Genomic DNA, 14,936 nt, shown 5'->3' with positions numbered 1-14,936 from the left:
CCGTGACGCGCAGCCCCGTGACAATAGGGCCCATAAATAAGGGGCCCGTGAAACGTGGGCTAGGAGGCGGAGCACGCCTCGGCTGTCGGCACGGACGGCGGGCGGCCGATGGTGGGCATGCCGAGCGAGACGCCCTTGGCCGGAGCCGGGGCGCCCTGCCGCGCCTCCCAGGCGTCGCCCGCCCGGGTACGGCGGACGGAAACCGCCCCGTCGGCCACCAGGTGATGCGGAGCCGCGTACGTGATCTCGGCCGTGACCATGTCACCGGGCCGCGGCGCGTGGTCGCCGACCGCGAAGTGCACCAGCCGGTTGTCGGCGGCGCGCCCGGACAGCCGGCGCGTGGCGTCGTCCTTGCGGCCCTCGCCCTCGGCGACCAGCACCTCAAGCGTCCGGCCCACCTGCTTGCGGTTCTCCTCCCAGGAGATCTCCTCCTGGAGGGCGACCAGGCGCTCGTAGCGCTCCTGGACGACCTTCTTGGGGATCTGGTCGTCCATGGTCGCCGCGGGCGTGCCGGGCCGGATGGAGTACTGGAAGGTGAAGGCGTTGGCGAAGCGGCTCTGTCGTACGACGTCGAGGGTGGCCTGGAAGTCCTCCTCCGTCTCACCGGGGAAGCCCACGATGATGTCGGTGGAGATGGCCGCGTCGGGCATGGCGGCGCGGACCCGCTCGATGATGCCGAGGTAGCGTTCGGCCCGGTAGGAGCGGCGCATCTCCTTCAGCAGGCGCGAGGAGCCCGACTGCAGCGGCATGTGGAGCTGGTGCATGACGTTGGGCGTCTCGGCCATGGCGGCGATCACGTCGTCGGTGAAGGCGGCCGGGTGCGGCGAGGTGAAGCGGACCCGCTCCAGCCCGTCGATGTCGCCGCAGGCGCGCAGGAGCTTGCCGAACGCCAGCCGGTCGCCGAACTCGACGCCGTAGGTGTTGACGTTCTGGCCGAGCAGCGTGACCTCAAGAACGCCCTGATCCACCAATGTCTGGACTTCGGCGAGAACGTCGCCTGGCCGCCGGTCCTTCTCCTTGCCCCGCAGCGACGGCACGATGCAGAACGTACAGGTGTTGTTGCACCCGACCGAGATCGCGACCCAGGCGGCATAGGCGGACTCGCGCTTGGTGGGCAGCGTCGAGGGGAAGACCTCGAGCGACTCCTTGAGCTCGACCTGCGCCTCGCCCTGGATGCGGGCCCGCTCCAGCAGCACCGGCAGCGCCCCGAGGTTGTGGGTGCCGAACACCACGTCGACCCACGGCGCCTTACGGACGATCTCGCCCTGGTCCTTCTGCGCCAGGCAGCCGCCCACGGCGATCTGCATGCGAGGGTTGCTCATCTTGGCCGGCCGTAGGTGGCCGAGATTGCCGTAAAGGCGGTTGTCGGCGTTCTCGCGCACGGCGCACGTGTTGAACACCACCACGTCGGCCGCCTCGCCCTCGGACGCGGCCACGTAACCGGCGTCCTCAAGCAGGCCGGAAAGGCGCTCGGAATCGTGCACATTCATCTGGCACCCGTATGTGCGCACTTCATAGGTGCGGGCGCTCTCCTCGGTCACAGTCATCGCACGTCCAAGGGTAGTCCTTGTCCGGCTTGCGACGGTCGTAGGATCTAAAACAGCAGCTTGACGGCTCGATGTGATCGGATCGGTACCGCTCGGTTAGTGACCAGCGTCCTATTCACCCCTAGGTTTTGACCATGACGGAGAACGGGGACGTCACTCCACTAGTGAAGTTGGAGAACGTCAACAAGCACTTCGGGGCATTGCACGTCCTGAAGGACATCAACCTGACCGTTTCCCGTGGCGAGGTCCTGGTCGTGATCGGCCCTTCGGGTGGTGGCAAGTCCACCCTGTGCCGGGCGGTCAACCGGCTGGAGACCATCGACGGCGGGCAGATCATCTTCGACGGTCAGCCGTTGCCCGAAGAGGGCAAGGCACTGGCCAAGCTCCGCTCCGAAGTGGGCATGGTCTTCCAGTCGTTCAACCTGTTCGCCCACAAGACGATTCGCGAGAACGTCACGCTGGGACCGATCAAGGTGCGCAAGAAGGCCCGTGACGCCGCGGACACGCGCGCCATGGAGCTGCTCGAACGGGTGGGCATCGCCGCGCAGGCGGACAAATACCCGGCGCAGCTCTCCGGCGGCCAGCAGCAGCGCGTCGCGATCGCCAGGGCATTGGCCATGGATCCCAAGATGATCCTGTTCGACGAGCCGACGTCGGCGCTGGACCCGGAGATGGTCCAGGAGGTGCTCGACGTGATGATCGGGCTCGCTCGCGACGGCATGACGATGATGGTCGTCACGCACGAGATGGGGTTCGCCCGAAGGGCCGCGAACCGGGTGGTGTTCATGGCCGACGGCCAGATCGTCGAAGAGAACACCCCGGACGAGTTCTTCACCAACGCCCAGACAGACCGGGCCAAGGACTTCCTTTCGAAGATCCTCACGCATTGATCCCAGTCCGCAGCAGGAAGATTGAGGTAACCACTATGCAGATGCGTCGAACTGGGGCCGTGTTCGCCGTCACGGCCATGGCGGTCGGTCTTGCCGCGTGTGGCGGTGGAGGCAGCTACACCAACGTCATGGACAAGCTCAAGGGTGCCAAGGAAATCACCGTCGGCACCAAGTGGGACCAGCCCAGCCTGGGTCTGAAAAAGGGTGGCGGCGATCCTGAGGGCTTCGACGTCGATGTCGCCAAGTACATCGTGAAGGAGCTGGCCGGCGGCCAGGATGTGAAGATCACGTGGAAGGAGTCGCCCTCGTCCAACCGCGAGGCGCTGCTCGCCAACGGCACCGTGGACATCATCTTCGCCACATACTCCATCACCGACGCTCGCAAGCCGAAGGTCACCTTCGGTGGTCCGTACGTCATCGTCCACCAGGACACCATGGTTCGTGCGGACGCCGCGGACATCACCAAGGCGACGGACCTGAAGGACAAGCGGATCTGCCAGGCGCAGGGCTCCAACTCCTACAAGCGGATCACCGACCCGCCGCCGGACGGCAAGCTCAACCTGCCCGCCAAGCTCGTCGGAGCCAGCAACTACTCCGAGTGCGTGCAGAAGCTCAGCGGTGGCAACCTGGACGCGGTCACCACCGACAACCTGATCCTCGCCGGCTTCGCCAGCCAGGACCCGGGCAAGTACAAGCTGCTCAACGACCCGTTCACGGATGAGAAGTACGGCATCGGCCTGAAGAAGGGCGACAAGACGACCTGCGAGGCCGTCAACAAGGCCGTCGCCAAGATGTGGCAGGACGGCACGGCCACCCAGCTCCTCACGAAGTGGTACGGCAAGACCGGCCTGGAACTGCCCAAGGAGGCCCCACCGGCCGAGGGTTGCGCCTGATCCTCAAACCCGCGGCGGCCGGTGACCCGGCCGCCGCCGCCATTCTCTCTGGTGGAGCACGATGGACGAACTGATTCAGTACGCGCCCGACCTGGGCGAAGGATTCCTGAACAACATTAAGCTCTCGCTGATCATCGCGGTGTTCTCCCTGATCGTCGGCACGGTCCTGGCCGCCATGCGGGTCTCCCCCACCCCGGTCCTGCGGGCCGCGGGCACGACGTACGTCAACGTGGTGCGCAACACCCCGCTGACGCTGGTGCTGGCCTTCTGCTACCTCGGGCTCAGCGACACCCTCGGGCTGATCTTCTCCACCGAGGTGCCGCTGACGAACTCGTTCTGGCTCGCCGTGCTGGGCATGTCGGCCTACACTGCGGCGTTCGTCTGCGAGGCCCTGCGCTCCGGCATCAACACGGTGCCGATGGGACAGGCCGAGGCGGCCCGCGCGATCGGGCTCACCTTCAGCCAGTCGATCACGCTGGTCATCTTCCCGCAGGCCTTCCGGGCGGTCATCGCCCCGCTTGGCAGCGTCCTGATCGCCATGATCAAGAACACGACCGTGGTGGCGGCCGCGGGCTACACCATCGACGTCGCCGCCAAGATGAGGGAGACGTTCGACACCACCGGCGTCTCGATCCCCATCTTCATCGGCATTGTGGCCTCGTTCCTGGTACTCATCCTGCCGATCGGCTGGTACACCGGCTGGCTGGCCAGGAGATTGGCGGTGGCCCGATGAGCACGTCCGTCCTCTTCGACACCCCGGGCCCACGCGGCCGGGTGCGCAACCACCTGATCACCGGGATCTCCGCGCTGGCCCTGCTGGCGATCCTCGGCTGGGTGGTGCTGAAGTTCAACGAGAAGGGCCAGTTCGACGCCAAGGTCTGGGAGCCGTTCACCACCGAGACCGTCTGGGTGGACTTCATCCTGCCCGGACTGGTGGGCACGCTCACGGCCGCCGCGCTGGGCGCTGTCTTCGCGCTGCTGTTCGGCGCGGTCTTCGGCATCGCCAGGCTCTCCGACCACCGGTGGGTCAGGATTCCGGCCGCCTGGATCGTGGAGCTCTTCCGGGCGATCCCGCTGCTCCTGCTGATCTTCTTCATCTGGTTCCTGTCTCCCGATGTGTTCGGCGGCGGGGACTACGCGCTGTTCGCGATCGTGCTCGGGCTCACCCTGTACAACGGCTCGGTGCTGGCCGAGGTGGTCAGGGCGGGCATCAACTCGATCCCGAAGGGCCAGTCGGAGGCGGCGTACGCGGTCGGGCTGCGCAAGGGCGGCGTGATGCGGTTGATCCTGCTGCCGCAGGGCCTCACGGTGATGATGCCCGCGGTGGTCAGCCAGCTCGTGGTCCTGCTCAAGGACACCGCGCTGGGCTACTTCATCGTCTACGTCGACCTCCTGAACATGGGCTTCAAGACCCTGCCGTCGGTCTACCCCGGCACGAAGCTGGTGTCGGCGATCGTCATCGGCGTCATCTACATCGTCATGGCCATGGCGCTCAGCGCGTTCGCCACCTGGCTGGAGAAGCGCAGCCGCCGCAGCCGCAAGACCACGGCCAGGCCGATCGAGCCGCCGGGTGCGGTGGCGGGCCTGCCTTCGGGCCGGCCGGCTCCCGACGGAGCCGTGGTGGCGTAGGGCTGAGGTCGGCAAAGCCGGTCACCGCGGTGGACGGGTGGCGGGAGTGGGGTGGTCACCGGGCTACGGTGATCGAGCGGGGTGGTCACCGGAGTGAGGTGATCACCCCGCACTCTTGCTGATCTTCCGGCAGGATGCGTCTATGCCCTTCTGGCGCTCCCCCATCTCGACCACCGACGTCGCCCGGTCCGGCCGGCGACTCGGCTGGCCGACCGCGTTCGACGGCCAGGTGTGGTGGACGGAGGACCGACCGGACCAGGTCGGGCGCACCACGATCATGCATCGTGCCGCCGACGGCGCCTGCCGCGAGCTGCTGCCCGCGCCGTGGAGCGCCCGCACCCGCGTGCACGAGTACGGCGGGCGCCCCTACGCGGTGACCCCCGAGGGCGACGTGATCTTCGCCTGCTTCGCCGACCAGCGCCTCTACCTGCTCGACCAGATCGCCGGCGAGCCCGTCCCGCTCACCCCCGGCGGCGACCGCTACGCCGACCTGCTGATCCGCGACGGCCAGGTCTGGTGCGTACGCGAACGGCACGCCGACGACGGAAAGGTGACCAGGGCCGTCGTCTCCGTCCCGGTCAGCGGCGGCGAGACCCGCGAATGGGTCACCGGCGGCGACTTCTACGCCTCCCCCGCCATTTCCCCTGATGGACGGCATCTCGCCTACATCACCTGGAACCATCCGCTCATGCCGTGGATCGGCACCGAGCTCCGCGTCACCCGCCTGTCCGACGGCACCTCGTGGACCGTGTGGGGCGGCCCGTCCGAGTCCGTGCTGGCTCCCAGCTGGAAGGACGACGAGCACCTCTACCTGATCTCCGACCGCTCCGGCTGGTGGAACCTCTACCAGACCGGTCTCCACGACGCCTCGCCCCAGCCGCTCCATCCCCTGAAGGAGGAGTTCGCCTGGCCGCCGTGGACGCTGGGCGGCCTGCCCTACCTCGTGCTCGGCGACGGGCGGCTCGCGGTGCTGCACGGGCGCGGCGACCTGCGGCTCGGGGTGCTCGACCCCGAGACGGGCGAGCTCGCCGACCTCGACCTGCCGTGTGAGGGCTGGGATCCGGCGCTGACCGCCGACGGCACCTTTGTGACCGGCATCGCCTACGGCGCCGCGGTGCCGAAATCGGTGCTGCGCGTCGACACCGTGACCGGCCGGGCCGAGGGTCTCAGACTCGACATCGAGGAGCTGCCCGACCTCGCCTGCCTGCCGACGCCACGGCCGGTGGAGGTGGGGCACCGGGTGCACGGCTTCCTCTACCCGCCGTCCAACCCGGCCGCCGAGGACTCGGAGGACGCTCCGCCGTATGTGGTCTTCGTGCACGGCGGCCCGACGGCGCACGCGGACACGGCGCTCGACCTGGAGAAGGCCTACCTCACCTCGCGCGGCATCGGCGTGCTCGACGTCAACTACGGCGGGTCCACCGGCTACGGCCGGGCCTACCGCGATCGGCTGAAGGGGCAGTGGGGCGTCGTCGACGTCGAGGACACGATCATGGCCGCCGAATGGCTGGCGGCCGAAGGACTGGCCGACCCCGGGCGCATCGCGGTGCGCGGCCGCAGCGCGGGCGGCTGGACCGTGATGGCGGCCTGCTGCCGTTCGGACGTGTTCGCGGGGGGTGTGTCCTACTACGGCGTCAGCACGCTCGCCCCGCTCAACGCCCACACGCACGATTTCGAGTCACGTTACGTGGAGTGGCTGGTCGGCCCGGAGGACCCGCGACTCTACGCCGAGCGCGAGCCGCTGGCGCTGGTCGGCGGCGTGTCCTGCCCGATGCTGCTGCTCCAGGGGCTCGACGATCCCGCGGTGCCGCCCGAGCAGTCGGCGGCCTTCGCCGACGCGCTGGCCGAGCGCGGCGTCTCGTGCACGTATCTGGCGTTCGAGGGCGAGTCACATGGTTTCCGCCGCACCGAGACGCGGGCCACCGCGCTGGCCGCGGAGCTGGCGTTCTACCAGCAGGTTTTCAGCTGAATCTCGCTCTCGTCGTCATCTCTCACGGTTCCTTGACAGAACCGGCATCACTCGGCGGTCGCTACTCGCCAACGGTTGAATAACCGTCCTCGACACCGGGCCCCTCCAGGTGGGTTGCTCGAAAGAGCACCGTGAAAGAGCGAACGTGGGGCACGCCTCGCGGCCACGAAGCGCACCCCACTGGCCAGCCACACATCCCATCTCGGCACGAGGGAGGGCCAGATGGCCAGCTTGCGCTATCTCAGCATTGCCATGGTGGCGGCGGCAAGTCTGCTCGCCGCCGCCTGCGCCACGGAAACCGGTACGAACGGTTCCGCGCCCCCGACAGCCGCCCAGAACACCGGCAATCCGTTACCGGGCGGCACGCTCAGGCTGGTGGGCGGCGGCGACGTCGACCACCTCGATCCCACCAGCGCCTACTACACGGTCACCAGCGGCATCCTGCGCGGTTACGCGCGTCAGTTGTTCAACCTGAACGGCGTGGCCAAGGAGGCCGAGACCACCAAGGGCTTCGCCGTCGTCCCCGACGTCGCCGCCGAGCTGCCGACGACCGCGAACGGCGGTATCAGCGCCGACGACCTCACCTACACCGTCAAGCTGCGGGACGGCGTCCAGTGGGACACCCAGCCGCCGCGGGCGGTGACCGCGGGGGACTTCGTCCGCGGCTTCAAGCGGATCTGCAACCCGGTGGCCGGAGCGGGCGCGCCCGGCTACTACACCAGCACGATCAAGGGCATGGCGGCCTACTGCGCGGCCTACGCCAAGGCGTTCGAGACGGCCAAGCCCACGGCGGCGGCGCTGGCGGCCTTCCAGAACGCGCACGACATCGCCGGTGTCCGGGCCAAGGATGACAAGACGGTCGTGTTCACGCTGGTCCAGCCGGCGGCCGACTTCCTCAACATCCTGACGCTGAACTTCTCCTCGGCCGCGCCCCAGGAGTACGACCAGTACGTGCCCGACGACGCCACCTTCCGCCAGCACGTGATCTCCGACGGCCCGTACAAGATCACCCAGTATGTGGCGACCAAGTCGATCAAGCTGGAGAGGAACCCCGCCTGGACGCAGGCGTCCGACCCGATCAGGCACCAGTACGTCAACACCGTCGACGTCAAGATGGGCGTCACCGAGCCCGACGCGGTGCAGCAGCAGCTCGAGGCGGGCAGCGCGGACCTGTCCTGGGACCTGCCGGTGCCGACCGCCCAGATCCCCCGGCTGAAGAGCGGCGACGCCGACTTCAAGATCTTCCCGGGCGCCGTGACGAACCCGTATCTCGTGTTCAACCTGCAGAGCAAGAACGAGAACGGCGCCATGGGCAAGGTCAAGGTGCGCCAGGCCATCGAGTACGCCATCAACAAGGTGGCCATCGCCAAGATCTACGGCGGTGCCGACGTGGCGACCCCGCTGCACACGGCCATCCCGCCGGGCAACATCGGCTACCAGGAGTACAACCCGTACCCGACGCCCGGCGACCAGGGCGACCCGGCCAAGTGCAAGCAACTGCTCACCGAGGCGGGCTACCCGAACGGGTTGACGCTCATCGGCGCGTTCCGCAACGCGGGCAACCACCCGGCCAACTTCCAGTCCTATTCGGCCGACCTGAAGCAGTGCGGGATCAACGTCAAGGGCCTGCCCGTACGGCAGGGCGACTACTACGGCGCGTTCCTGCAGAACCCGACGATCGCCAAGGACAGCAAGTGGGACATCTCGGCGCCCGGCTGGGTGCCCGACTGGTACGGCAACAACGGCCGCGCCGTTTCCCAGCCGCTGTTCCAGACCAACTGCGCCGCGGGCACGAGCAACTACGGCTGCTACAGCAACCCCAAGGTGGACGACCTCATCAAGCAGGCGCTGGCCGAGCCCGACGCGACCAAGGCGGCCGGGCTCTGGCACCAGGTCGACGAGACGGTGATGGGCGACGCGGTGATCGTGCCGTTCAACAACCAGAACACGCCGATCTACAAGAGCAAGCGGGTGCACAACGCGCTGTACCTGCCCGCGTTCCAGCTCTACGACATCACCAACCTCTGGCTTGACCCCAACTCGCCATGACGGTGCGGCGCCCCGCGGGAGTCCGCGGGGCGCTGTGAGGGAGAAACATGAGCCTGCTAGAGGTGACCGACCTGAAGGTGGCCTTCCCCACCTCCGACGGCCTGGTACAGGCGGTACGGGGGCTGTCGTTCACCGTCGACCGCGGCCGGACGCTGGCGATCGTCGGCGAGTCCGGGAGCGGCAAGACCGTGAGCACCCAGACCATACTCGGCCTCTCCCCCGGGGCCGACATTTCCGGTACCGCCCTGTTCGAAGGCGTGGACCTGCTCCAGCTCGACCGCGAGCAGCTGCGCCGCATCCGCGGGGCGGAGATCAGCGTCGTCTTCCAGGACCCGCTGACCAGCCTGCATCCGCTCTACAAGGTCGGCTGGCAGATCGAGGAGCTGTTCCGGGTCCATCAGCCGGGCACCGGCCGCGCCGAGGCCCGCAAGCGCGCGATCGAGCTGCTCGGCCTGGTCGGCATCCCCCGGCCGGACCGGCGGGTGGACGACTACCCGCACCAGTTCTCCGGCGGCATGCGGCAGCGGGCGATGATCGCCATGTCGCTGGCGCTGAACCCGAAGCTCATCGTCGCGGACGAGCCGACCACCGCGCTCGACGCGACCGTCCAGGCGCAGATCCTCGAACTCATCGGCCGGGTCCAGGCCGAGTTCGACATCGCGCTCATCCTCATCACGCACGACCTCGGCGTCGTGGCGGGCATCGCCGACGAGGTGCTGGTCATGTACGCGGGGCTGGTGGCGGAGCGGGCCGACCGGCGCACCCTCTATTACCGCCCCCACCACCCCTACACCAAGGGCCTGCTGGAGTCGATCCCGGGCAGCACGGGGGCCCGCGGCGGGCGGCTACGGCCCATTCCCGGCTCTCCGCCGTCGCTGATCGACCTCCCCTCGGGCTGCGCCTTCCACCCGCGCTGCCCGTACGCCATGCCGGTGTGCGCGGCCGAGCGGCCACCACTGGCCAAAGTCACGGGCAGCGGCGGGCACGCCTCGGCCTGCTGGCTGCCCCACGAGGCGGTCGGGCTCGGCCCGGAGGCCGACGCGCTGCGGCTGCGAGCCAAGGAGGCCTGATGCTCCTCGAAGTCGAGAACGTCGTCAAACACTTCCCCATCACCACCGGCATGCTGGTCAAGCAGACGGTCGGGCACGTACGGGCCGTCGACGGGGTGAGCTTCGACCTGTCGCCGGGTGAGACGCTCGGGCTGGTCGGCGAGACCGGCTGCGGCAAGTCGACGCTCGCCCGGTGCGTCGCGGGCCTGCACCCCGTCACCTCGGGCCGGGTCCGCTTCGACGGCGACGACATCACCAACCTGTCCAGGGCCAGGATGCGGGCCTACCGGCGCGACATCCAGGTCATCTTCCAGGACCCCTACGGCTCGCTGAACCCGCGCAGGCGCGTCGGCTCGATCATCGCCGACCCGCTCGTGGTCCACCGGGTGAGCAGCGGCGCCGAACTCCGCCGTACCGTGCAGGAGCTGATGGAACGGGTGGGGCTCAATCCCGAGCACTACAACCGGTTCCCCGCGGAGTTCTCCGGCGGGCAGCGGCAGCGGATCGGGGTGGCCAGGGCGCTCGCGCTGCGGCCCCGGCTGATCATCTGCGACGAGCCGGTCTCGGCGCTGGACGTGTCCATCCAGGCGCAGATCCTCAACCTGCTGAAAGATCTACAGGACGACTTCGGGCTGACGTACCTGTTCATCGCGCACGACCTGTCGGTGGTGCGGCACATCAGCGACCGGATCGCGGTCATGTACCTGGGCAAGGTCGTCGAACTCGCGGGGGCCGACGAGCTGCACGAACATCCCAGACATCCGTACACGAACGCCCTCCTCTCCGCTACGGCGGTGGCCGACCCGGACGAGGCCGAACGGCGGCGGCGCATCATCCTCACGGGGGACGTCCCCTCGCCGATCGACCCCCCGTCCGGCTGCCGCTTCCATCCCCGCTGCCCGAAGGCGCGGGACCGCTGCTCGCTGGAGGAACCCCTTCTGGTGCCCCGGGACCACCTGGTGGCCTGCCACTTCCCCGTCGAGGCCGGCGAGGACCTGACCGTCAGGAGGACCGCATGACGTTGACGGAGATCAGGCCCGACGCGGTCACCGACCGGACGATCGCCGGCCGCAGCCCGTTGCAGCTCGCCTGGGCCAGGATCAGGACCGACAAGGTCGCGCTGGTCTCCGGCCTGACCGTGGTCCTGCTCTGCGCGCTGGCGCTGGCCGCCCCGCTCATCGCCGCGTGGAACGGCCACGACCCGGACGAGCAGTTCCGCGACACCGGCGTCACCGCCCAGGGGTTGCCGATCGCGCCGAACGGCACGTTCTGGTTCGGCACCGACCGGCTCGGGCGCGACCTGTTCATCAGGGTCCTGTACGGCGCGCGGGTCTCGCTGCTGGTCGGTGTGGTCGCCACCGGGCTGGCGGCGCTGGTGGGCGTCGTCGTCGGCCTGCTGGCCGGTTACTACGGCGGCCTCATAGACACCGTGCTGTCCCGGCTCATGGACGTGGTGCTGTCGTTCCCGTACCTGATCTTCGCCATCGCGGTGGTGTCGATCGCCGGGCCGTCGCTGACCGCGACGATCGGGGTGATCGCCTTCTACTCGTGGGCGGCCATCGCGCGGGTCGTGCGCGGCCAGACGCTCTCCCTGAAGGAACGCGAGTACGTCGAGGCCGCTCGATCCATCGGCTGCGGTGACCTGCGGATCATGTTCGTCGACATCCTGCCGAACCTGCTCGCTCCGGTCATCGTCCTGACCACGCTGCTCGTGCCGGCGGCCATCGTCTTCGAGTCGACGCTGTCCTACCTGGGGCTCGGCATCGTGCCGCCCACCCCCTCGTGGGGCAATCTGCTCAGCGAGGCGCAGGGCTTCTACCGGGTCGCCTACTGGTATCTGGGCTTCCCCGCGGCCACCCTGCTGCTCACCACGCTCGCCTTCAACCTGCTCGGCGACGGCATCAGGGACGCCATCGACCCGCGCACGGAACGCCTGTTCAGCCGTCGCCGCCGTCGTTCTCGTTCGCGCTCTCGCCGTCGTAAGGGGGCCTGATGCTCCGCAGATTCCTCCTCCGCCGGGCGCTGCTCGGCGTGCTCGTCCTGTGGCTCGTCACGCTGGGCACGTTCCTGCTGTTCTTCGTCGCCCCCAGCGATCCCGCCAGGACGCTGGCCGGTCGCCAGGCCACGCCCGAGCAGGTGGAGCTCATCCGCCACAACCTCGGCCTGGACCGCCCGACCCTCGTCCAGTACCTCGACTACCTGAACCGCCTCATCCACGGCGACCTCGGCCAGTCCTACTTCTCCGGCGAATCCATCGGCAAGATCCTCTCCGAGGACTTCCCGCCGACGGCCTCGCTCGTGATCGGCGGCGCGATCCTCTGGGTCGTCATCGGCGTCGGCGCCGGAGTCATCAGCGCCACCCGGGCGCGCTCCCTCCTGGACCGCGTCGTGACGTTCCTGGCTCTGGCCGCCGTGTCCATGCCCACGTTCGTGGTCGGCCTGCTGCTGCTGTACTTCCTGTTCTTCCAGCTCTCCATGGCCGGGGCGCCGGTGCTGCCGCCGGACTCGTACGTGTCGTTCACCGACAGCCCCGGCGAATGGGCCCGCCACCTGATCCTGCCCTGGATCACCCTCGCCATGGTCCAGGCCGCCTCCTACGTACGGCTGACGCGCGGGTCGATGCTGGACACCCTCGGCGAGGACTACATCCGCACGGCCCGCGCCAAGGGCGTCCCCGAAGGCCAGGTCATCTACCGGCACGGCTTACGCGCAGCCCTCACGCCGGTGGTGACGCAACTCGGCGTCGACGTGGGCACGCTGATCGGCGGGGTGGTGGTGACGGAGTCGGTCTTCGGGCTCGGCGGCATCGGGCAGGCGGTGGTACAGGCGTTCGTCAGCGGCGACCTGCCGGTCATCATGGGCGTCGTCGTCCTCGCCACCACCGCCGTCGTCCTGGCCAACCTCCTGGTGGACATCGCCTACGGCCTCCTGGACCCCCGCATCCGCCTGGCCTGACCCCTGACAGGGAGTGTGGCCGGGGTGGAACCTCCCTCCCACCTCGGCCACACCGCCCTCCTTGTCCGGTGTCCAGCACCATCCACGGACCGGGGCCAAGAAGGCGCACGTCACGGCGCCCAGCCACCTCCACCGGAGGAGCGTGCCCCTGGACAGACCCCGGTCCCGTGCGGCGGGTGGGGCTTACCGGGCTGGCCGTAAAAAATAGTAAAAAGAAGCCCACCCAGACCTCCGCCCCCGGACAGCGGGTGGGGCCCAAAAGAAAATGGAGTTTCAGCGGGCGAACTCGGTAGCGCGGGACTCACGAACAACAGTGATACGAATCTGACCCGGATAGGTCAGCTCCTCCTCGACCTGCTTGGCCACATCCCGCGCGATCACCTGCGCCTGGATGTCGTCGATGGCGTCAGGCTTCACCATGACCCGGATCTCCCGCCCCGCCTGCATGGCGAACACCTTCTCCACCCCCTCATACGACTGCGCGATCTCCTCCAGCCGCTCCAGCCGCTTGACGTACGCCTCCAACGACTCCCGCCGCGCCCCCGGACGGCTGCCGCTGATCGCGTCGGCCGCCTGCGTGAGCACGGCCTCGACCGTGCGGACCTCGACCTCGTTGTGGTGCGCCTCGATGGCGTGCACCACGTCCTCGTGCTCGCCGTATCTGCGGGCGATCTCCGCCCCGATCAGCGCGTGACTGCCCTCGACCTCGTGCGTCAGCGCCTTGCCGATGTCGTGCAGCAGGGCGCACCGCTTCATCAGCGGCTGGTCCATCTTGAGCTCGGCGGCCATGATCCCGGCGATGTGCGCGGACTCGATGAGGTGTTTGAGGACGTTCTGGCCGTAGGAGGTGCGGTATCGGAGTTGGCCGAGCAGCAGCGTCAGCTCGGGGTGCATGTCCGTGATGCCCAGCTCGACCAGCGCGTCCTCGCCCGCCCGCGCGCACAGGTCCTGCACCTCCGCGCGGCTGCGGTCGTGCGCCTCCTCGATGCGCTGCGGGTGGATGCGGCCGTCGAGCACCAGCTTCTCCAGCGTGAGCCGGGCAGTTTCCCGGCGCACCGGGTCAAAACACGACAACAGCACCGCTTCCGGGGTGTCATCGATGATCAGGTTCACGCCGGTCGTCGACTCGAACGCCCGGATGTTGCGCCCCTCACGGCCGATGATCCGGCCCTTCATCTCGTCACCGGGCAGGTGCAGCACGCTGACCACGGACTCGGCCGTCTGCTCCGCCGCCATCCGCTGCACCGCCAGCGTCACGATCTTGGTAGCGCGCTTCTCGCCCTCCTTGCGGGCGTCGCCCTCGATCTCCCTGATGATCAGCGCGGCCTCGCGCTTGGCCTGGTTCTCGATATCGCGTACCAGCTCGCCCTTGGCCTGCTCGCCGGTGAGCCCGGCGACGCGCTCGAGAATCACCCGCCGCTCGTTCTCGACCTGCAGCAACTCCGCGCGCCTGTCGGCCAGCTCGACCTCGGTCTCGGTCAGCTTGCGATCGCGTTCGGCCTGCCGCCTGGCCTCCTCGTCGAGCCGCTGCTCGCGCTCGGCCAGCCGTCCTTCCCTGCGTTCGAGGTCGGACCGGAGCTCCTTGAGCTCCGCCTTGAGCATCCGGCCCTCTTCTTCGACCTCGCGCCGCACCTGCGCCGCGCCCTCAGCGGCGGCCGCCGACCTGCGCAGGATCTCCTCCGCGTCGGACTCGGCCTTGCCACGGATCTCCCCGGCCTCCGCACGAGCCTGTTCGATCTCCTCGTGTACGGCCTGCAACTGCTCGGGGCTCGGCTTGAGCACTCGCGAACCGCTGCCCGACGTGCGGCGGACGACGATGAGCAACGCGGCGATCATCCCGAACGCCAGCAGGAGCACCGCCACCGACAGCACCACGACAAGCGGCCCCATGTGCTCCCCGCCCTCCTCGCGTCGTCAAGACTCGTAACGCGCCCTCAAAACGGGAGGGGTCACAT

General features: G+C 68.7%; 12 protein-coding genes. 10 read left to right on the top strand and 2 right to left on the bottom strand.

Features of this window, described 5'->3' with window-relative positions:
- Positions 1 to 59: 59 nt before the first annotated feature.
- The gene (miaB, locus tag AB0F17_RS40885) at positions 60 to 1,547 is read right to left on the bottom strand and encodes a tRNA (N6-isopentenyl adenosine(37)-C2)-methylthiotransferase MiaB (protein ID WP_358034504.1); all 1,488 of its coding nucleotides are present in this window, start codon (positions 1,545 to 1,547) and stop codon (positions 60 to 62) included.
- 134 nt (positions 1,548 to 1,681) lie between these two features.
- Between miaB and AB0F17_RS40880 the strand changes: the two genes are divergently transcribed.
- From AB0F17_RS40880 to AB0F17_RS40835, 10 genes are all read left to right on the top strand, one after another.
- Positions 1,682 to 2,437, top strand: a complete 756-nt coding sequence (locus AB0F17_RS40880; protein ID WP_214638495.1) for an amino acid ABC transporter ATP-binding protein — start codon at positions 1,682 to 1,684, stop codon at positions 2,435 to 2,437.
- 41 nt (positions 2,438 to 2,478) lie between these two features.
- Positions 2,479 to 3,330, top strand: coding sequence for a glutamate ABC transporter substrate-binding protein (locus tag AB0F17_RS40875; RefSeq protein ID WP_358034501.1), 852 nt, complete (start codon positions 2,479 to 2,481; stop codon positions 3,328 to 3,330).
- Between the two features lie 61 nt (positions 3,331 to 3,391).
- The gene (locus tag AB0F17_RS40870; RefSeq protein ID WP_358034498.1) at positions 3,392 to 4,063 is read left to right on the top strand and encodes an amino acid ABC transporter permease; all 672 of its coding nucleotides are present in this window, start codon (positions 3,392 to 3,394) and stop codon (positions 4,061 to 4,063) included.
- Entirely contained in the window at positions 4,060 to 4,959 is a 900-nt protein-coding gene (locus AB0F17_RS40865; RefSeq protein WP_358034495.1) for an amino acid ABC transporter permease, read from the top strand. Before AB0F17_RS40870 ends, AB0F17_RS40865 begins: the two co-directional genes overlap by 4 nt.
- Before the next feature lie 142 nt (positions 4,960 to 5,101).
- Positions 5,102 to 6,928 carry a prolyl oligopeptidase family serine peptidase gene (locus tag AB0F17_RS40860; protein WP_358034491.1) on the top strand — a complete coding sequence of 609 codons (1,827 nt, stop codon included), beginning with the start codon at positions 5,102 to 5,104 and terminating at the stop codon, positions 6,926 to 6,928.
- A gap of 222 nt (positions 6,929 to 7,150) precedes the next feature.
- Entirely contained in the window at positions 7,151 to 8,977 is a 1,827-nt protein-coding gene (locus AB0F17_RS40855) for an ABC transporter substrate-binding protein (protein ID WP_358034489.1), read from the top strand.
- A 47-nt stretch (positions 8,978 to 9,024) separates the two neighbouring features.
- Positions 9,025 to 10,047, top strand: coding sequence for an ABC transporter ATP-binding protein (locus AB0F17_RS40850; RefSeq protein ID WP_358034486.1), 1,023 nt, complete (start codon positions 9,025 to 9,027; stop codon positions 10,045 to 10,047).
- The gene (locus tag AB0F17_RS40845) at positions 10,047 to 11,045 is read left to right on the top strand and encodes a dipeptide ABC transporter ATP-binding protein (protein ID WP_358034483.1); all 999 of its coding nucleotides are present in this window, start codon (positions 10,047 to 10,049) and stop codon (positions 11,043 to 11,045) included. The genes AB0F17_RS40850 and AB0F17_RS40845 overlap by 1 nt, the downstream gene beginning before the upstream one ends.
- Positions 11,042 to 12,019, top strand: a complete 978-nt coding sequence (locus tag AB0F17_RS40840; RefSeq protein WP_358034480.1) for an ABC transporter permease — start codon at positions 11,042 to 11,044, stop codon at positions 12,017 to 12,019. Before AB0F17_RS40845 ends, AB0F17_RS40840 begins: the two co-directional genes overlap by 4 nt.
- A complete protein-coding gene (locus AB0F17_RS40835; protein ID WP_358034477.1) occupies positions 12,019 to 12,981 on the top strand; it encodes an ABC transporter permease in 963 nt (320 codons plus the stop codon). Before AB0F17_RS40840 ends, AB0F17_RS40835 begins: the two co-directional genes overlap by 1 nt.
- A gap of 273 nt (positions 12,982 to 13,254) precedes the next feature.
- Here AB0F17_RS40835 and rny read toward each other — a convergent pair whose 3' ends face one another.
- A complete protein-coding gene (gene rny, locus AB0F17_RS40830; RefSeq protein ID WP_358034474.1) occupies positions 13,255 to 14,871 on the bottom strand; it encodes a ribonuclease Y in 1,617 nt (538 codons plus the stop codon).
- Between the last annotated feature and the right edge of the window lie 65 nt (positions 14,872 to 14,936).

Origin of the sequence: Nonomuraea sp. NPDC026600 (assembly GCF_040638335.1) — a bacterium.
In the GTDB taxonomy this organism is placed as follows: domain Bacteria; phylum Actinomycetota; class Actinomycetes; order Streptosporangiales; family Streptosporangiaceae; genus Nonomuraea.
Note: the sequence above shows the minus strand (reverse complement) of the source record. Positions and strands in the feature narration are given on the sequence as shown.